Source organism: Pseudomonas sp. FG86 (assembly GCF_057808775.1).
This window is the reverse complement of record NZ_JBMDIS010000036.1, coordinates 35,823-52,464: the sequence shown is the minus strand read 5'-3', so window position 1 is coordinate 52,464 and position 16,642 is coordinate 35,823. Positions and strand designations below refer to the sequence as shown.

The 16,642-nt window shown below is 54.7% G+C and carries 22 protein-coding genes; all 22 read left to right on the top strand.

What is annotated here, in order from left to right:
• The first annotated feature begins 2 nt into the window (after window positions 1–2).
• A complete protein-coding gene (gene rpoC / locus ACODSV_RS21405) occupies window positions 3–4,202 on the top strand; it encodes a DNA-directed RNA polymerase subunit beta' (RefSeq protein WP_024077679.1) in 4,200 nt (1,399 codons plus the stop codon).
• A gap of 217 nt (window positions 4,203–4,419) precedes the next feature.
• Entirely contained in the window at window positions 4,420–4,791 is a 372-nt protein-coding gene (gene rpsL, locus ACODSV_RS21400) for a 30S ribosomal protein S12 (protein ID WP_002555494.1), read from the top strand.
• 118 nt (window positions 4,792–4,909) lie between these two features.
• Window positions 4,910–5,380, top strand: a complete 471-nt coding sequence (gene rpsG, locus ACODSV_RS21395) for a 30S ribosomal protein S7 (protein ID WP_002555493.1) — start codon at window positions 4,910–4,912, stop codon at window positions 5,378–5,380.
• Window positions 5,381–5,410: 30 nt separating this feature from the next.
• Complete coding sequence (gene fusA / locus ACODSV_RS21390) at window positions 5,411–7,516, top strand: elongation factor G (protein WP_024077678.1); 2,106 nt, start codon at window positions 5,411–5,413, stop codon at window positions 7,514–7,516.
• Between the two features lie 30 nt (window positions 7,517–7,546).
• Window positions 7,547–8,740, top strand: a complete 1,194-nt coding sequence (tuf, locus tag ACODSV_RS21385) for an elongation factor Tu (protein ID WP_010566854.1) — start codon at window positions 7,547–7,549, stop codon at window positions 8,738–8,740.
• A gap of 156 nt (window positions 8,741–8,896) precedes the next feature.
• Window positions 8,897–9,208, top strand: coding sequence for a 30S ribosomal protein S10 (gene rpsJ, locus ACODSV_RS21380; RefSeq protein WP_003186070.1), 312 nt, complete (start codon window positions 8,897–8,899; stop codon window positions 9,206–9,208).
• A gap of 81 nt (window positions 9,209–9,289) precedes the next feature.
• Entirely contained in the window at window positions 9,290–9,925 is a 636-nt protein-coding gene (rplC, locus tag ACODSV_RS21375; protein WP_007253310.1) for a 50S ribosomal protein L3, read from the top strand.
• A gap of 12 nt (window positions 9,926–9,937) precedes the next feature.
• Complete coding sequence (gene rplD, locus ACODSV_RS21370) at window positions 9,938–10,540, top strand: 50S ribosomal protein L4 (protein WP_003210082.1); 603 nt, start codon at window positions 9,938–9,940, stop codon at window positions 10,538–10,540.
• Complete coding sequence (gene rplW / locus ACODSV_RS21365; protein ID WP_002555488.1) at window positions 10,537–10,836, top strand: 50S ribosomal protein L23; 300 nt, start codon at window positions 10,537–10,539, stop codon at window positions 10,834–10,836. Before rplD ends, rplW begins: the two co-directional genes overlap by 4 nt.
• A gap of 14 nt (window positions 10,837–10,850) precedes the next feature.
• Window positions 10,851–11,675: a 50S ribosomal protein L2 gene (gene rplB, locus ACODSV_RS21360; RefSeq protein WP_003210080.1), complete on the top strand. Its 825-nt coding sequence runs from the start codon at window positions 10,851–10,853 to the stop codon at window positions 11,673–11,675.
• A gap of 16 nt (window positions 11,676–11,691) precedes the next feature.
• The gene (gene rpsS, locus ACODSV_RS21355; RefSeq protein ID WP_003232420.1) at window positions 11,692–11,967 is read left to right on the top strand and encodes a 30S ribosomal protein S19; all 276 of its coding nucleotides are present in this window, start codon (window positions 11,692–11,694) and stop codon (window positions 11,965–11,967) included.
• Window positions 11,968–11,978: 11 nt separating this feature from the next.
• Window positions 11,979–12,311, top strand: a complete 333-nt coding sequence (gene rplV / locus ACODSV_RS21350) for a 50S ribosomal protein L22 (protein ID WP_003103908.1) — start codon at window positions 11,979–11,981, stop codon at window positions 12,309–12,311.
• A 13-nt stretch (window positions 12,312–12,324) separates the two neighbouring features.
• Complete coding sequence (gene rpsC / locus ACODSV_RS21345; protein ID WP_003176422.1) at window positions 12,325–13,011, top strand: 30S ribosomal protein S3; 687 nt, start codon at window positions 12,325–12,327, stop codon at window positions 13,009–13,011.
• Between the two features lie 12 nt (window positions 13,012–13,023).
• Window positions 13,024–13,437: a 50S ribosomal protein L16 gene (gene rplP, locus ACODSV_RS21340; RefSeq protein WP_003232424.1), complete on the top strand. Its 414-nt coding sequence runs from the start codon at window positions 13,024–13,026 to the stop codon at window positions 13,435–13,437.
• Window positions 13,437–13,628, top strand: a complete 192-nt coding sequence (rpmC, locus tag ACODSV_RS21335) for a 50S ribosomal protein L29 (protein WP_002555481.1) — start codon at window positions 13,437–13,439, stop codon at window positions 13,626–13,628. The genes rplP and rpmC overlap by 1 nt, the downstream gene beginning before the upstream one ends.
• Window positions 13,629–13,630: 2 nt before the next feature.
• Entirely contained in the window at window positions 13,631–13,897 is a 267-nt protein-coding gene (gene rpsQ, locus ACODSV_RS21330; RefSeq protein WP_003176419.1) for a 30S ribosomal protein S17, read from the top strand.
• Window positions 13,898–13,920: 23 nt separating this feature from the next.
• A complete protein-coding gene (rplN, locus tag ACODSV_RS21325; RefSeq protein ID WP_002555479.1) occupies window positions 13,921–14,289 on the top strand; it encodes a 50S ribosomal protein L14 in 369 nt (122 codons plus the stop codon).
• An 11-nt stretch (window positions 14,290–14,300) separates the two neighbouring features.
• A complete protein-coding gene (rplX, locus tag ACODSV_RS21320) occupies window positions 14,301–14,615 on the top strand; it encodes a 50S ribosomal protein L24 (RefSeq protein WP_007896770.1) in 315 nt (104 codons plus the stop codon).
• Between the two features lie 22 nt (window positions 14,616–14,637).
• On the top strand, window positions 14,638–15,177 hold the full coding sequence (rplE, locus tag ACODSV_RS21315) for a 50S ribosomal protein L5 (protein ID WP_003194642.1): 540 nt from the start codon (window positions 14,638–14,640) through the stop codon (window positions 15,175–15,177).
• A gap of 13 nt (window positions 15,178–15,190) precedes the next feature.
• Window positions 15,191–15,496, top strand: coding sequence for a 30S ribosomal protein S14 (rpsN, locus tag ACODSV_RS21310; RefSeq protein WP_003176414.1), 306 nt, complete (start codon window positions 15,191–15,193; stop codon window positions 15,494–15,496).
• Window positions 15,497–15,703: 207 nt separating this feature from the next.
• Window positions 15,704–16,096, top strand: coding sequence for a 30S ribosomal protein S8 (gene rpsH / locus ACODSV_RS21305; protein WP_017848802.1), 393 nt, complete (start codon window positions 15,704–15,706; stop codon window positions 16,094–16,096).
• 12 nt (window positions 16,097–16,108) lie between these two features.
• Window positions 16,109–16,642: a 50S ribosomal protein L6 gene (gene rplF / locus ACODSV_RS21300; protein WP_024077677.1), complete on the top strand. Its 534-nt coding sequence runs from the start codon at window positions 16,109–16,111 to the stop codon at window positions 16,640–16,642.

Here is a 16,642-nt window from a genome sequence, read left to right as displayed (position 1 = left end):
CCTTGAAAGACCTACTGAATTTGCTGAAAAACCAGGGTCAAGTCGAAGAGTTCGACGCCATCCGTATTGGGTTGGCATCGCCTGAGATGATCCGTTCGTGGTCGTTCGGTGAAGTTAAAAAGCCGGAAACCATCAACTACCGTACGTTCAAACCTGAGCGTGACGGCCTGTTCTGCGCCAAGATCTTTGGCCCGGTAAAGGATTACGAGTGCCTGTGCGGTAAGTACAAGCGCTTGAAGCACCGTGGTGTGATCTGCGAGAAGTGCGGCGTTGAAGTTGCATTGGCCAAGGTTCGTCGTGAGCGCATGGCGCACATCGAGCTGGCTTCGCCGGTTGCCCACATCTGGTTCCTGAAATCGCTGCCGTCCCGTATCGGCTTGCTGATGGACATGACCCTGCGTGATATCGAACGCGTTCTCTACTTCGAGAGCTATGTCGTTATCGATCCAGGCATGACCACCCTTGAAAAAGGCCAACTGCTGAACGACGAGCAGTACTTCGAAGCGCTGGAAGAGTTCGGTGACGATTTCGATGCCCGCATGGGTGCCGAAGCGGTCCGTGAATTGCTGCACGCTATCGACTTGGAGCACGAGATTGGTCGCCTGCGTGAAGAAATTCCGCAAACCAACTCCGAAACCAAGATCAAGAAGCTGTCCAAGCGTCTGAAGTTGATGGAGGCCTTCCAAGGTTCCGGCAACTTGCCAGAGTGGATGGTGCTGACCGTTCTGCCGGTTCTGCCGCCAGACCTGCGTCCGCTGGTGCCGTTGGATGGTGGTCGTTTCGCGACGTCCGACCTCAACGACCTGTATCGCCGAGTGATCAACCGTAACAACCGCTTGAAGCGCCTGCTTGATCTGTCCGCTCCGGACATCATTGTGCGCAACGAAAAGCGTATGTTGCAGGAAGCGGTCGATGCCCTGCTGGACAACGGTCGTCGTGGCCGCGCTATCACCGGTTCCAACAAGCGTCCTCTGAAATCCTTGGCTGACATGATCAAGGGTAAGCAAGGTCGTTTCCGTCAGAACTTGCTCGGTAAGCGTGTTGACTACTCCGGTCGTTCGGTAATTACCGTAGGCCCGACCCTGCGTCTGCACCAGTGCGGTCTGCCTAAGAAGATGGCTCTCGAGCTGTTCAAGCCGTTCATTTTCGGCAAGCTGGAAATGCGCGGTCTCGCGACCACCATCAAAGCGGCCAAGAAAATGGTCGAGCGCGAACTGCCAGAGGTCTGGGACGTTCTTGCTGAAGTGATTCGCGAACACCCGGTTCTCCTCAACCGTGCACCGACCCTTCACCGTCTGGGTATCCAGGCGTTTGAACCGGTACTGATCGAAGGTAAGGCTATCCAGCTGCACCCTCTGGTCTGTGCTGCGTACAACGCCGACTTCGACGGTGACCAAATGGCCGTGCACGTACCGCTGACACTGGAAGCCCAGTTGGAAGCGCGTGCGTTGATGATGTCGACCAACAACATCCTGTCGCCAGCCAACGGTGAGCCAATCATCGTTCCGTCGCAGGACGTTGTATTGGGTCTGTACTACATGACGCGTGAAGCGATCAACGCCAAGGGCGAAGGTCGTGTGTTCGCTGACCTGCAGGAAGTTGACCGTGTGTTCCGTGCCGGCGAAGCCGCACTGCACGCCAAGGTCAAGGTGCGGATCAACGAAACCGTCAACGACCGTGACGGCGGCAGCGTGACCAACACCCGTATCGTCGACACCACTGTCGGTCGTGCGCTGTTGTATCAAGTTGTGCCAAAAGGTCTGTCGTACGACGTCGTCAACCTGCCGATGAAGAAAAAGGCGATCTCCAAGCTGATCAACCAGTGCTACCGCGTGGTTGGTTTGAAAGAGACCGTGATCTTCGCTGACCAGTTGATGTACACCGGTTTTGCTTACTCGACTATTTCCGGCGTTTCCATCGGTGTTAACGACTTCGTTATCCCGGATGAAAAAGCTCAGATCATCGGCGCTGCTACCGATGAAGTGAAAGAGATCGAAAGCCAATACGCCTCCGGCCTGGTAACCCAGGGCGAGAAGTACAACAAAGTGATCGACCTTTGGTCCAAAGCCAACGACGAAGTGTCGAAGGCAATGATGGCTAACCTCTCGAAAGAGAAGGTTATTGACCGTCATGGTGTGGAAGTCGACCAAGAGTCGTTCAACTCGATGTACATGATGGCCGACTCGGGTGCGCGGGGTTCTGCTGCGCAGATCCGCCAGCTCGCCGGTATGCGTGGCCTGATGGCCAAGCCGGACGGTTCCATCATTGAGACGCCGATTACCGCGAACTTCCGTGAAGGCTTGAGCGTACTTCAGTACTTCATCTCGACTCACGGTGCTCGTAAAGGTCTGGCGGATACCGCGTTGAAAACCGCTAACTCCGGTTACCTGACTCGTCGTCTGGTAGACGTGGCGCAAGACTTGGTTGTGACTGAAGTCGACTGCGGCACCGAACACGGTCTGCTGATGACTCCGCACATCGAAGGCGGTGACGTTGTTGAGCCGTTGGGTGAGCGCGTACTGGGTCGAGTCATCGCCCGTGACGTATTCAAGCCAGGTACCGAGGAAATTATCGTTCCTGCTGGCACCCTGGTAGATGAGAAGTGGGTCGAGTTCATCGAACTCAACAGCATCGACGAAGTGATCGTTCGCTCGCCGATCAGCTGCGAAACCCGCTATGGCATTTGCGCCAAGTGCTACGGCCGTGACTTGGCTCGTGGTCATCAGGTGAACATCGGTGAAGCGGTCGGCGTTATCGCTGCCCAGTCCATCGGTGAGCCGGGTACCCAGCTGACCATGCGTACGTTCCACATCGGTGGTGCGGCAAGCCGGACCTCCGCAGCCGATAGCGTTCAGGTGAAGAATGGCGGTACCGTCCGTCTGCACAACCTGAAGCACGTTGAGCGAGTGGATGGTCACTTGGTTGCCGTGTCCCGTTCCGGTGAGCTGGCAATCGCTGATGACTACGGTCGTGAGCGCGAGCGCTACAAGCTGCCGTACGGTGCTGTGATTTCGGTTAAAGAGGGTGACAAGGTCGACGCTGGCGCAATCGTGGCCAAGTGGGATCCGCACACTCACCCAATCGTTACCGAAATGAAAGGTACCGTGACCTACGTGGGCATGGAAGAAGGCATCACGATCAAGCGTCAGACTGACGAATTGACCGGTATGACCAACATTGAAGTACTCGACGCGAAAGATCGCCCAGCTGCCGGTAAAGACATCCGTCCTGCCGTGAAGATGGTTGATGACAACGGTAAGGATCTGTTGCTGCCAGGCACTGACGTAATCGCTCAGTACTTCCTGCCAGCCAACGCCCTGGTCGGTGTAGCGGATGGTGCGAAGATCGCGATCGGTGATGTTATCGCGCGTATCCCGCAAGAAACTTCGAAGACCCGTGACATCACCGGTGGTCTGCCGCGTGTTGCCGACTTGTTCGAAGCTCGTCGTCCGAAAGAAGCGTCGATTCTGGCTGAAGTCAGCGGCACCATCGCGTTCGGTAAAGAGACCAAGGGCAAGCGTCGTCTGGTCATTACCCCGAACGACGGTAGCGATCCGTATGAAGAGCTGATTCCGAAGTGGCGTCACCTGAACGTCTTCGAAGGCGAACAGGTAAACCGCGGCGAAGTTATCTCTGACGGTCCAAGCGATCCACACGACATCCTGCGTCTGCTGGGTGTAAGTGCGCTGGCCAAGTACATCGTTAACGAGATCCAGGACGTTTACCGCCTGCAAGGCGTGAAGATCAACGATAAGCACATCGAGACCATCCTGCGTCAGATGCTGCGTAAAGTTGAAATCGCTGAATCCGGCGATTCCAGTTTCATCAAGGGCGACCAGATGGAACTGACTCACGTGCTGGTAGAGAACGAGCGCTTGAGCGCGGAAGACAAGTTTGTTTCCAAGTTCACTCGCGTGCTGCTGGGTATCACCAAGGCGTCGTTGTCCACTGAGTCGTTCATCTCGGCGGCCTCCTTCCAGGAGACCACTCGCGTACTGACCGAAGCAGCGGTAACGGGTAAGCGCGATTACCTGCGTGGCCTGAAAGAAAACGTGGTTGTGGGTCGACTGATCCCGGCCGGTACCGGTTTGGCTTACCACAGCGAGCGTAAGCGCCGCCGTGAAGCTGACAAGCCGCTGCGCGTAAGCGCCAGTGAAGTGGAAGCTGCACTGACCGAAGCACTGAACTCAAGCGGTAACTGAGTTCAGCGATAAATAAGTCCGGGCCCTGGCAGCCCCCATTCGTCGGATCGAGGCAGTATTGCCCCGGTTCGATGAGAGGGGACGTCGGGGCCTTGCCTTGACTGGGGGCAAGATCCTCTTTAGACTCTTGTACCCCTAAATTTGGCGGGAATTCGTTCCTGCCATTTTGCTTTTCTTGTAAGACAATAGCGTCGCAAGACAACAGTGGAGCTAGTAGATGGCAACTATCAACCAGCTGGTACGTCAGCCGCGTAAGCGTATCGTCGAGAAATCCGACGTGCCTGCGCTGCAGAACTGCCCGCAACGTCGTGGCGTATGCACTCGCGTGTATACCACTACGCCCAAAAAACCTAACTCGGCACTGCGTAAAGTATGCCGTGTGCGTCTGACCAACGGTTTCGAGGTTTCCTCGTACATCGGTGGTGAAGGCCACAACCTGCAAGAGCACAGCGTGGTACTGATCCGCGGCGGTCGTGTAAAAGACTTGCCAGGTGTTCGTTACCACACCGTACGCGGCTCCTTGGATACTTCCGGCGTTAAAGGTCGTAACCAGGGTCGTTCGAAGTACGGTACCAAGAAGCCTAAGTAGTAGCGGCTTTTTGCAAAACTGAATCATCTTATTTTCTGAGTCGATAAGAGTAAGGTCGGAGGCGCCCCTGAAGGGCACCAATTCCGAGCGAACCTGAAGACCGTTTGAGGGCTTATCCATGCCAAGAAGACGCGTAGCAGCCAAGCGCGAAGTGCTTGACGATCCAAAATACGGAAGCCAGATCCTGGCCAAGTTCATGAACCACGTGATGGAAAGCGGCAAGAAAGCCGTTGCCGAGCGTATCGTTTATGGCGCGCTGGAAAAGGTTAAAGAACGCAAGAACAGCGACCCCCTGGAAATCTTCGAGAAAGCTCTCGACGCCATCGCTCCGCTGGTCGAAGTGAAGTCGCGCCGTGTAGGCGGTGCTACTTACCAGGTTCCGGTTGAAGTTCGTCCGTCCCGTCGTAATGCTCTGGCAATGCGCTGGTTGGTAGACTTCGCCCGTAAGCGCGGCGAGAAGTCTATGGCTCTGCGTTTGGCTGGCGAACTGTTGGACGCTGCTGAAGGCAAAGGCGCTGCAGTTAAGAAGCGTGAAGACGTGCACCGTATGGCTGAAGCTAACAAAGCTTTCTCGCACTACCGCTTCTAAATCCAGCGTCACTAATTTTGCGAGGGCTTTATGGCTCGTACTACACCGATTAATCGCTACCGTAACATTGGTATCGTTGCTCACGTGGATGCTGGTAAAACCACCACCACCGAGCGCGTCCTTTTTTACACTGGCAAAAGTCACAAGATGGGCGAGGTGCATGACGGCGCCGCGACCACAGACTGGATGGTTCAGGAGCAGGAGCGTGGTATTACCATTACTTCTGCTGCTATTACCGCCTTCTGGAAAGGTTCCGAGAAGCAGTACAAGGACGAGCACCGCTTCAACGTTATCGATACCCCAGGCCACGTAGACTTCACTATTGAAGTTGAGCGTTCCCTGCGCGTACTCGACGGCGCTGTCGTTGTGTTTTGCGGTACCTCGGGTGTTGAGCCTCAGTCGGAAACCGTATGGCGTCAAGCCAACAAGTACGGCGTTCCACGTCTTGTTTATGTAAACAAGATGGACCGTGCTGGTGCTAACTTCCTGCGCGTGATCGGTCAGATCAAGCAGCGTCTGGGTCACACTCCGGTGCCTATCCAATTGGCTATCGGTTCCGAAGATAACTTCCAGGGTCAGATCGATCTGATCGCCATGGAAGCTGTCTACTGGAACGACGCTGATAAAGGTATGGTCCCTGTTCGCAAGCCTATCCCTGCAGAACTGCAGGAACTGGCTGACGAGTGGCGCAATAACATGGTGGAGGCTGCGGCCGAAGCCAGCGAAGAACTGATGAACAAGTACCTCGAAGGTGAAGAACTCACCAACGTGGAAATCAAGGCTGCTCTGCGTCAGCGTACTATTGCTGGCGAGATCGTCTTGGCTGTTTGCGGTTCCTCGTTCAAGAACAAGGGTGTCCCCCTGGTTCTCGATGCTGTGATCGACTACCTGCCAGCTCCAACCGACATTCCTGCTATCAAGGGTACTAACCCTGATAACGAGGAAGAAGAGATGGAGCGTCACGCAGACGACAGCGAGCCTTTCTCGGCCCTGGCGTTCAAGATCGCTACCGACCCATTCGTGGGTACCTTGACCTTCGTCCGCGTTTACTCGGGCGTGTTGGCCTCCGGCGACGGCGTGATCAACTCGGTTAAGGGTAAGAAAGAGCGCGTGGGTCGTATGGTGCAAATGCACGCAAACGCCCGTGAAGAGATCAAGGAAGTGCGCGCTGGTGACATCGCGGCCTTGATCGGCATGAAGGACGTCACCACTGGTGAGACTTTGTGCGACGCTGCTAAGCCAATCATCCTGGTTCGCATGGACTTCCCGGAGCCGGTTATTTCGGTTGCCGTAGAGCCTAAGACCAAGGATGACCAGGAAAAAATGGGTATCGCTCTGGGCAAGCTTGCTCAGGAAGATCCATCTTTCCGCGTCAAGACTGATGAAGAGACTGGTCAAACGATCATCTCCGGCATGGGCGAGTTGCACCTGGACATCCTGGTTGACCGGATGCGCCGTGAGTTCAACGTCGAAGCCAACATCGGTAAGCCTCAGGTTTCCTATCGTGAGCGCATCACGAAGAACTGTGAAATCGAAGGCAAGTTCGTTCGTCAATCCGGCGGTCGTGGTCAGTTCGGTCACTGCTGGATCCGTTTTGCTCCTGCTGACGAAGGTCAAGAAGGTCTGCAATTCGTGAACGAAGTAGTCGGTGGTGTTGTTCCTAAGGAATACATCCCGGCTATCCAGAAGGGTATCGAAGAGCAGATGAAGAACGGTGTTGTTGCCGGCTATCCGCTGATCGGCCTGAAAGCAACCGTTTTTGACGGTTCTTACCACGACGTCGACTCCAACGAGATGGCGTTTAAGGTGGCTGCTTCCATGGCAACCAAGCAACTGGCCCAGAAGGGCGGTGGTGAGTTGCTTGAGCCAATCATGGCGGTAGAAGTTGTTACACCTGAAGACTATATGGGTGATGTCATGGGCGACCTTAACCGTCGTCGCGGCATGATCTTGGGTATGGAAGACACGGTTTCCGGCAAAGTGATTCGCGCCGAGGTTCCGTTGGGTGAGATGTTCGGTTATGCGACCGACGTTCGCTCCATGTCCCAGGGTCGCGCAAGCTACTCTATGGAATTCAAAAAATACAACACAGCTCCGGCGCACATCGCTGAAACTGTATCCAAAAAACAAGGCTGATTCAGTCCTTTAGGCAAGGAGTTAATTGTCGTGGCTAAAGAAAAATTTGATCGTTCCCTACCGCACGTCAACGTTGGCACCATCGGTCACGTTGACCACGGTAAAACCACTCTGACTGCTGCTCTGACTCGCGTTTGCTCCGAAGTATTCGGTTCCGCAATCGTTGATTTCGATAAAATCGACAGCGCACCAGAAGAAAAAGCTCGTGGTATCACCATCAACACCGCGCACGTTGAGTACAACTCTTCGATCCGTCACTACGCTCACGTTGACTGCCCAGGTCACGCTGACTATGTGAAGAACATGATCACCGGTGCTGCCCAGATGGACGGCGCTATCCTGGTTTGCTCGGCCGCTGATGGTCCGATGCCACAAACCCGTGAGCACATCCTGCTGTCCCGTCAGGTTGGCGTTCCGTACATCGTGGTTTACCTGAACAAGGCTGACCTGGTAGACGACGCTGAGCTGCTGGAACTGGTTGAGATGGAAGTGCGCGATCTGCTGAGCACTTACGACTTCCCAGGCGACGACACTCCGATCATCATCGGTTCTGCTCGTATGGCTCTGGAAGGCAAAGACGACAACGAAATGGGCACCACGTCCGTTAAGAAACTGGTTGAGACTCTGGACAGCTACATCCCAGATCCAGTTCGCGTTATCGACAAGCCATTCCTGATGCCGATCGAAGACGTATTCTCGATCTCTGGTCGTGGTACTGTTGTTACCGGTCGTATCGAGCGCGGTATCGTTAAGGTTCAAGATCCACTGGAAATCGTTGGTCTGCGTGACACTACCGTCACCACCTGCACCGGTGTTGAAATGTTCCGTAAACTGCTCGACGAAGGTCGTGCAGGCGAGAACTGCGGCGTTCTGCTGCGTGGTACCAAGCGTGACGACGTTGAGCGTGGCCAGGTTTTGGTTAAGCCAGGTTCGGTTAAGCCGCACACCAAGTTCGAAGCTGAAGTGTACGTGCTGAGCAAAGAAGAAGGCGGTCGTCACACTCCGTTCTTCAAGGGCTACCGTCCACAGTTCTACTTCCGTACTACTGACGTGACTGGTAACTGCGAACTGCCGGAAGGCGTTGAAATGGTAATGCCAGGCGACAACATCAAAATGGTTGTCACCCTGATCAAAACCATCGCAATGGAAGACGGTCTGCGCTTCGCTATTCGTGAAGGCGGCCGTACCGTTGGTGCTGGCGTTGTAGCTAAAATCATCGAGTAAGCTCTTTTTGAGTTAGCTCCGATGCTTTGAGAAAGCCCCCGCTCAGCGGGGGCTTTTTTATTGGGTTGACACCTACTGGGGGCGTCTATAGAATTGCGCCTCCTTTTAACGGGCGTATTGCGCCCGGTGGGAATAGCAGCCGGAGTCTGAAATCCAATGCAAAATCAGCAAATCCGTATCAGGTTGAAGGCTTTTGACCATCGCCTGATCGACCAATCCACCCAGGAAATCGTGGAAACCGCGAAACGTACTGGTGCACAAGTGCGTGGTCCAATTCCACTGCCTACCCGTAAAGAGCGGTTCACCGTTCTGGTCTCCCCGCACGTCAACAAAGACGCGCGTGACCAGTACGAGATCCGTACTCATAAGCGCGTACTGGACATCGTCCAGCCAACGGATAAAACCGTTGATGCACTTATGAAGCTTGATCTGGCGGCCGGTGTGGAAGTACAGATCAGCCTCGGCTAAGACTTGGGTCTTAGTCGTGTAACGCTCTGAAATGGGCGGCCATAGCGGGTGAAAGCCCCGTACACTCATGAGGTTTACAACATGACTATTGGTGTAGTCGGTCGTAAATGCGGTATGACCCGTATTTTCACCGAAGAAGGTGTCTCCATTCCGGTCACGGTCATTGAGATCGAGCCGAATCGCGTCACCCAGTTCAAAACTGAAGAAACCGATGGCTATCGTGCAGTGCAAGTCACTGTCGGCGAGCGTCGTGCTTCGCGCGTGACTGCTGCTCAAGCAGGTCACTTCGCTAAAGCAAACGTTGCAGCTGGTCGTACTGTTATGGAGTTCCGTCTTGAAGAAGGCGACTACCAGGCAGGCGATCTGATCAACGCTGAAATCTTCGCCGCTGGTCAACTGGTTGATGTAACCGGTCAGTCCAAGGGTAAAGGCTTCCAGGGTACGATCAAGCGTTGGAATTTCCGTGGCCAAGACAACACTCACGGTAACTCCGTTTCCCACCGCGTCCCGGGCTCTATTGGCCAGTGCCAGACTCCTGGTCGTGTATTCAAGGGCAAAAAAATGTCCGGTCATATGGGCGCTGAGCGCGTGACCGTGCAGTCCCTCGAAGTAGTGCGCGTCGACGCTGAACGCAATCTGTTGTTGGTCAAGGGTGCTGTTCCTGGCGCTACTGGCGGCAACCTGGTTGTACGTCCAGCGGCCAAGGCTCGCGGTTAAGGGGAAGCTGACATGCAATTAAATGTAAATGACGCTCAAGCGATCGAAGTTTCCGAACTGACATTTGGCGGCGAATTCAACGAGACGCTGGTTCACCAAGCAGTCGTGGCCTACATGGCCGGCGGCCGTCAAGGTAGCAAGCAGCAAAAGACCCGTTCCGACGTTCGTGGTGGCGGTAAGCGCCCTTGGCGTCAGAAAGGTACTGGCCGTGCTCGTGCCGGTACTATCCGTAGCCCAATCTGGCGTGGCGGCGGTACCACTTTCGCAGCTCGTCCGCAGGATCACACTCAGAAGCTCAACAAGAAGATGTATCGCGCAGCACTGCGCTCCATCCTTGCTGAACTCGTGCGTACTGATCGTCTGGTCGTGGTTCAGGACTTCGCTGTTGAAGCGCCGAAAACCAAAGATCTGCTGAACAAGCTGAACGGCATGGGCCTGACTGACGTCTTGATCGTGTCTGAAGCTGTTGATCAGAACCTGTACCTGGCTGCTCGCAACCTGCCACACGTTGATGTACGTGACGTGCAAGGTTCCGATCCAGTTAGTCTGATCGCATACGACAAGGTGTTGATCACCGTGTCGGCCGTGAAGAAATTCGAGGAGCTGCTGGGATGAACCAGGAACGCGTATTTAAAGTTCTGCTTGGCCCGCACGTTTCCGAAAAGGCTACGGTTCTGGCTGACAAGAAAGGCCAGTTCGTTTTCAAGGTTGCGACTGACGCAACCAAGCTGGAAATCAAGAAGGCCGTCGAAAGCCTGTTCAGCGTGAAAGTAGAGCGTGTTACTACCCTGAATGTTCTGGGTAAGAGCAAGCGCACTGCTCGCGGTCTGGGCAAGCGTAATGACTGGAAGAAGGCAGTTATCTCCCTTCAACCAGGCCAAGATCTCGATTTCAGCAGCAGTGCTGAGTAAGGAAGGGGTGCATCATGGCAATCGTTAAATGCAAACCGACTTCCCCTGGCCGCCGTTTTGTGGTCAAGGTGGTCAACCAGGAGCTGCATAAAGGCGCTCCTCACGCACCGCTGCTCGAGAAGAAATCGAAGACTGGTGGTCGTAACAACAATGGTCGTATTACCACTCGTCACATCGGTGGTGGCCATAAGCAGCATTATCGTCTGGTCGACTTCCGTCGCAACGACAAAGATGGCATCGCTGCCACTGTCGAGCGTATCGAATACGATCCAAACCGTACTGCTCACATCGCTCTGCTGCTGTACGCAGATGGCGAGCGTCGCTACATCATCGCCCCTAAAGGCGTGAGCGCTGGCGACCAGCTGATCGCAGGTGCCTTGGCACCGATCAAGCCGGGCAACGCTCTGCAACTGCGCAACATTCCAGTTGGTAGCACCGTACACGGCATCGAATTGAAGCCAGGTAAAGGCGCGCAAATCGCTCGTTCCGCTGGTGCTTCGGCTCAGCTGATCGCTCGTGAAGGTGTCTACGTGACCCTGCGTCTGCGTTCTGGTGAGATGCGTAAAGTGCTGGCTGAATGCCGCGCGACCCTGGGTGAAGTCTCGAACTCCGAGCACAGCCTGCGTTCGCTGGGTAAAGCTGGTGCCAAACGCTGGCGTGGCGTTCGCCCAACCGTTCGTGGTGTTGCCATGAACCCGGTTGACCACCCACACGGTGGTGGTGAAGGTCGTACCTCTGGTGGTCGTCATCCGGTATCGCCATGGGGCTTCCCGACTAAGGGCGCGAAGACTCGTGGTAATAAGCGTACCGACAAAATGATCGTCCGTCGTCGCAAGTAAATAGAGGGATACGACAGTGCCACGTTCTCTGAAAAAAGGTCCTTTTATTGATCTTCACCTACTGAAGAAGATCGAAGTGGCGGCGGAAAAGAACGATCGCAAACCAGTTAAGACCTGGTCGCGTCGTTCGATGATCCTGCCACAAATGGTCGGTTTGACCATCGCAGTACACAACGGTCGTCTGCACGTCCCAGTTCTCGTTAACGAAGACATGGTCGGCCACAAACTAGGCGAGTTTGCCGGTACCCGCACTTATCGTGGGCACGTGGCAGACAAGAAAGCCAAGCGTTAAGGGGTAAGGAAATGGAAGTAGCCGCTAAGTTGTCGGGCGCTCGAATCTCCGCCCAGAAAGCCCGCTTGGTCGCCGACCAGATCCGCGGGAAGAAGGTGGGCGAAGCGCTCAACCTGTTGGCTTTCAGCAGTAAGAAAGCCGCCGAGATCATGAAGAAAGTGCTGGAGTCGGCCGTAGCCAACGCCGAGCATAACGAAGGCGCAGACGTTGATGACCTGAAGGTCAGCACCGTTTTCGTCAACGAAGGGCGTTCGCTGAAGCGTATCATGCCGCGTGCCAAAGGCCGTGCTGATCGCATCGTCAAGCGGTCTTGCCATATCACTGTCAAGGTTGCTGACAAGTAACGGAGTCGAAGAGATGGGTCAGAAAGTACATCCCATTGGCATTCGCCTGGGAATCGTCAAGGAGCACACCTCCGTCTGGTACGCAGACGGTCGGACTTATGCGGACTATTTGTTCGCTGATCTGAAGGTGCGTGAGTATCTCCAAGACAAACTAAAAAGCGCGTCCGTAAGCCGTATCGATATCCATCGTCCGGCGCAAACTGCACGTATCACCATCCACACCGCTCGTCCAGGTATCGTTATCGGGAAGAAAGGTGAAGATGTTGAGAAACTGCGTCAGGACCTGACCAAGCAAATGGGTGTGCCTGTGCACATCAATATCGAAGAGATCCGCAAGCCGGAGCTCGACGGTATGCTGGTTGCGCAGAGCGTAGCTCAGCAGCTGGAGCGTCGCGTAATGTTCCGTCGCGCTATGAAGCGCGCTGTACAGAACGCCATGCGCATTGGTGCCAAAGGCATCAAAATCCAAGTGAGCGGTCGTCTCGGCGGTGCTGAAATCGCACGTACTGAATGGTATCGCGAAGGTCGTGTGCCGTTGCACACCCTGCGTGCCGACATCGACTATGCCAACTACGAAGCTCACACCACTTACGGTGTGATCGGTGTAAAGGTTTGGATCTTCAAAGGCGAAGTAATTGGTGGTCGCCAAGAAGAACTGAAACCACAAGCACCAGCGCCTCGTAAAAAAGCTGCTAAGTAAGGGGTACGCCAAATGTTGCAACCAAAGCGTACGAAGTTCCGCAAGCAGATGACAGGCCACAACCGTGGTCTGGCTCAGCGCGGTAGCAAAGTCAGCTTCGGCGAATTCGCGCTGAAGTCTGTAGCTCGTGGTCGTCTCACCGCTCGTCAGATCGAGTCAGCGCGTCGTGCTCTGACCCGTCACGTAAAACGTGGCGGCAAGATCTGGATCCGTGTATTCCCGGACAAGCCGATTTCCAAAAAGCCCCTCGAAGTTCGGATGGGTAAAGGTAAGGGTAACGTGGAATACTGGGTAGCCCAGATTCAGCCAGGCAAAGTCCTGTATGAAATCGAGGGTGTAACTGAAGAGCTGGCGCGTGAGGCTTTTGCCCTGGCTGCTGCAAAGCTGCCGCTCGCCACCGCCTTTGTTAAACGGACGGTGATGTGATGAAAGCGAATGAACTTCGTGAAAAATCCGCACAGCAGCTGAACGAGCAACTGCTCGGCCTGCTGCGCGACCAGTTCAATCTGCGTATGCAGAAAGCAACTGGCCAGTTGGGGCAGTCTCATCTGCTCTCGCAAGTTAAGCGTGACATTGCTCGCGTGAAGACTGTGCTCAACCAGCAGGCAGGTAAGTGATCATGGCTGAAGCCGAAAAGACTGTCCGTACGCTGACTGGCCGTGTTGTCAGCGACAAGATGGACAAAACCATCACCGTTCTGATCGAGCGTCGCGTTAAGCACCCGATCTACGGTAAATATGTTAAGCGTTCGACTAAGCTGCACGCGCACGACGAAACCAATCAGTGCCACATCGGCGACAAAGTCACTATTCGTGAAACTCGTCCGCTGGCCAAGACTAAGTCTTGGGCACTGGTTGATGTTCTCGAACGCGCTGTGGAAGTCTAAGGACTAGGGGTCGGAGAAATTATATGATTCAGACTCAATCCATGCTCGATGTGGCCGATAACAGCGGCGCTCGCCGTGTTATGTGCATCAAGGTGCTGGGTGGCTCCCATCGTCGTTACGCTGGTATCGGTGACATCATCAAAGTTACCGTTAAGGAAGCAATTCCTCGCGGTAAAGTGAAAAAAGGCCAAGTGATGACTGCTGTTGTAGTCCGCACTCGTCACGGCGTACGTCGTGCAGATGGCTCCATTATCCGCTTTGATGGCAACGCTGCTGTTCTTCTGAACAACAAGCAAGAGCCGATCGGCACCCGTATCTTTGGGCCAGTGACCCGTGAACTTCGTACTGAGAAGTTCATGAAGATCGTCTCGCTCGCCCCAGAAGTGCTGTAAGGAGATCCGACATGCAAAAGATTCGTCGTGACGACGAGATCATCGTGATCGCCGGCAAAGACAAAGGTAAGCGCGGTAAGGTGCTGAAGGTTCTCGCTGACGACCGTCTGGTCGTTGGTGGTCTGAACCTGGTCAAGCGTCATACCAAGCCTAACCCGATGTCGGGCGTACAGGGCGGTATCGTCGAGAAAGAAGCGCCATTGCACGCTTCTAACGTCGCCATCTTCAACGGCGAAACCAACAAGGCTGATCGTGTTGGTTTCAAAGTAGAAGACGGTAAGAAAATTCGTGTCTTCAAGTCGACCCAAAAAGCGGTTGATGCTTGAACACTGCTAGGTAGATAAGACCATGGCACGACTACAAGAGATTTACCGGAAGGAAATCGCCCCCAAGCTTAAGGAAGAACTTAAGCTCGGGAACGTGATGGAAGTTCCGCGCGTTACCAAAATCACCCTGAACATGGGTCTGGGCGAAGCGATCGGCGACAAAAAAGTCATCGAGCACGCTGTTGCTGACCTGGAAAAGATCACCGGTCAAAAAGTCGTTGTGACTTACGCTCGGAAATCCATCGCTGGCTTTAAAGTCCGTGAAGGTTGGCCGATCGGTGTCAAAGTGACTCTGCGCCGTGAGCGTATGTACGAATTCCTGGATCGTCTGCTGTCGATCTCCCTGCCTCGGGTTCGCGACTTCCGCGGCCTGAATGCCAAGTCCTTCGATGGTCGTGGTAACTACAGCATGGGCGTGAAAGAGCAGATCATTTTCCCGGAAATCGACTACGACAAGATCGATGCTCTCCGCGGTCTGGACATCACCCTGACCACCACTGCCAAGAACGATGATGAAGGTCGCGCCCTGTTGCGTGCTTTCAAATTCCCGTTCCGCAACTGATTGGAGTAGGACCATGGCCAAGATGAGCATGAAAAACCGCGAGCTGAAACGTCAGCTCACGGTTGCCAAGTACGCCAAGAAGCGTGCAGCACTGAAAGCAATCATCGTTGATCTGAACGCAAGTCCAGAAGCGCGTTGGGAAGCTACAGTTGCTCTGCAGAAGCAGCCACGTGACGCAAGCGCCTCGCGCATGCGTAACCGCTGCCGCCTGACTGGTCGTCCACACGGCGTTTACCGCAAGTTCGGCCTCGGCCGTAACAAACTGCGTGAAGCGGCAATGCGTGGCGACGTACCTGGTCTGGTTAAAGCCAGCTGGTAAGTACTTTCAAAGTCCGGGTGGTCGGGATCGCAAGATGCTGACCGCCGGTACCTTGAATCTGGAACAAGCCCCTTTTGGGGCTTGTTTCATTTCCGGAGTGTGTCTAGAATACCCGGCTCGCCTGAGCCCGTGTTTTCTATGCCCGGAGATACTCAGCGACATATGTAGCCGTAAGGCTAATTTTTTTGTATTAGGAGCGTCTAGCCCATGAGTATGCAGGACCCGTTAGCGGACATGCTAACTCGTATCCGTAATGCCCAGATGGCTGAAAAGTCCGTCGTAAGCATGCCATCTTCCACGTTGAAGGTAGCTGTTGCCAAAGTCCTGAAAGACGAAGGCTACATTGCGGGTTATCAGATCAGCAGCGAAATCAAGCCACTGCTGTCCATCGAGCTGAAGTACTTCGAAGGCCGTCCGGTCATCGAGGAAGTGAAGCGCGTTAGCCGTCCAGGCCTGCGTCAGTACAAGTCCGTTGAGGATCTGCCGAAAGTTCGTGGCGGTCTTGGCGTGTCTATCGTCTCCACCAACAAAGGTGTGATGACGGATCGTGCTGCGCGCGCTGCCGGTGTCGGCGGCGAAGTTCTTTGCACTGTGTTCTAAGGGGGGATAAGCATGTCTCGCGTCGCTAAGAACCCCGTTAAGCTGCCAGCCGGTGTCGAAGTCAAATTCGCAGGCCAACAGCTTTCGGTGAAGGGTGCCAAGGGTACTCTTGAACTGAACATCCATTCGTCCGTTGAGATCGTTGAAGAAGCTGGTGAGCTGCGTTTCGCTGCTCGCAATGGCGATCAACAAACTCGCGCAATGGCCGGTACCACGCGTGCGTTGGTAAACAACATGGTCCAAGGCGTAAGCCAAGGCTTCGAGCGTAAGCTCCAGCTGGTCGGTGTTGGTTACAAAGCGCAAGCAAAAGGCTCGGTTTTGAACCTGGCCCTTGGCTTCTCGCACCCAGTGGATTACGAACTGCCGGAAGGCATCACCGCTGAGACTCCTAGCCAGACCGATATCCTGATCAAGGGCATCGATAAGCAGCTGGTAGGTCAGGTGGCCGCTGAGATCCGCGACTTCCGTCCACCAGAGCCGTACAAAGGCAAAGGTGTGCGCTACGCGGACGAAGTCGTCCGTCGTAAAGAAGCCAAGAAGAAGTAG

What these genes read in the sequence shown, in the direction of transcription:
- rplD (WP_003210082.1), top strand. Translation starts at nt 9,938, where the DNA reads ATGCAATTAAATGTAAATGACGCTCAAGCGATCGAAGTTTCCGAACTG.
- rplF (WP_024077677.1), top strand. Translation starts at nt 16,109, where the DNA reads ATGTCTCGCGTCGCTAAGAACCCCGTTAAGCTGCCAGCCGGTGTCGAA.
- fusA (WP_024077678.1), top strand. Translation starts at nt 5,411, where the DNA reads ATGGCTCGTACTACACCGATTAATCGCTACCGTAACATTGGTATCGTT.
- rpsN (WP_003176414.1), top strand. Translation starts at nt 15,191, where the DNA reads ATGGCCAAGATGAGCATGAAAAACCGCGAGCTGAAACGTCAGCTCACG.
- rpsL (WP_002555494.1), top strand. Translation starts at nt 4,420, where the DNA reads ATGGCAACTATCAACCAGCTGGTACGTCAGCCGCGTAAGCGTATCGTC.
- rpsQ (WP_003176419.1), top strand. Translation starts at nt 13,631, where the DNA reads ATGGCTGAAGCCGAAAAGACTGTCCGTACGCTGACTGGCCGTGTTGTC.
- rplV (WP_003103908.1), top strand. Translation starts at nt 11,979, where the DNA reads ATGGAAGTAGCCGCTAAGTTGTCGGGCGCTCGAATCTCCGCCCAGAAA.
- rpsG (WP_002555493.1), top strand. Translation starts at nt 4,910, where the DNA reads ATGCCAAGAAGACGCGTAGCAGCCAAGCGCGAAGTGCTTGACGATCCA.
- rpsJ (WP_003186070.1), top strand. Translation starts at nt 8,897, where the DNA reads ATGCAAAATCAGCAAATCCGTATCAGGTTGAAGGCTTTTGACCATCGC.
- rpsH (WP_017848802.1), top strand. Translation starts at nt 15,704, where the DNA reads ATGAGTATGCAGGACCCGTTAGCGGACATGCTAACTCGTATCCGTAAT.
- rplP (WP_003232424.1), top strand. Translation starts at nt 13,024, where the DNA reads ATGTTGCAACCAAAGCGTACGAAGTTCCGCAAGCAGATGACAGGCCAC.
- rplC (WP_007253310.1), top strand. Translation starts at nt 9,290, where the DNA reads ATGACTATTGGTGTAGTCGGTCGTAAATGCGGTATGACCCGTATTTTC.
- rplE (WP_003194642.1), top strand. Translation starts at nt 14,638, where the DNA reads ATGGCACGACTACAAGAGATTTACCGGAAGGAAATCGCCCCCAAGCTT.
- rplB (WP_003210080.1), top strand. Translation starts at nt 10,851, where the DNA reads ATGGCAATCGTTAAATGCAAACCGACTTCCCCTGGCCGCCGTTTTGTG.
- rpmC (WP_002555481.1), top strand. Translation starts at nt 13,437, where the DNA reads ATGAAAGCGAATGAACTTCGTGAAAAATCCGCACAGCAGCTGAACGAG.
- rplN (WP_002555479.1), top strand. Translation starts at nt 13,921, where the DNA reads ATGATTCAGACTCAATCCATGCTCGATGTGGCCGATAACAGCGGCGCT.
- rplX (WP_007896770.1), top strand. Translation starts at nt 14,301, where the DNA reads ATGCAAAAGATTCGTCGTGACGACGAGATCATCGTGATCGCCGGCAAA.
- rplW (WP_002555488.1), top strand. Translation starts at nt 10,537, where the DNA reads ATGAACCAGGAACGCGTATTTAAAGTTCTGCTTGGCCCGCACGTTTCC.
- rpsC (WP_003176422.1), top strand. Translation starts at nt 12,325, where the DNA reads ATGGGTCAGAAAGTACATCCCATTGGCATTCGCCTGGGAATCGTCAAG.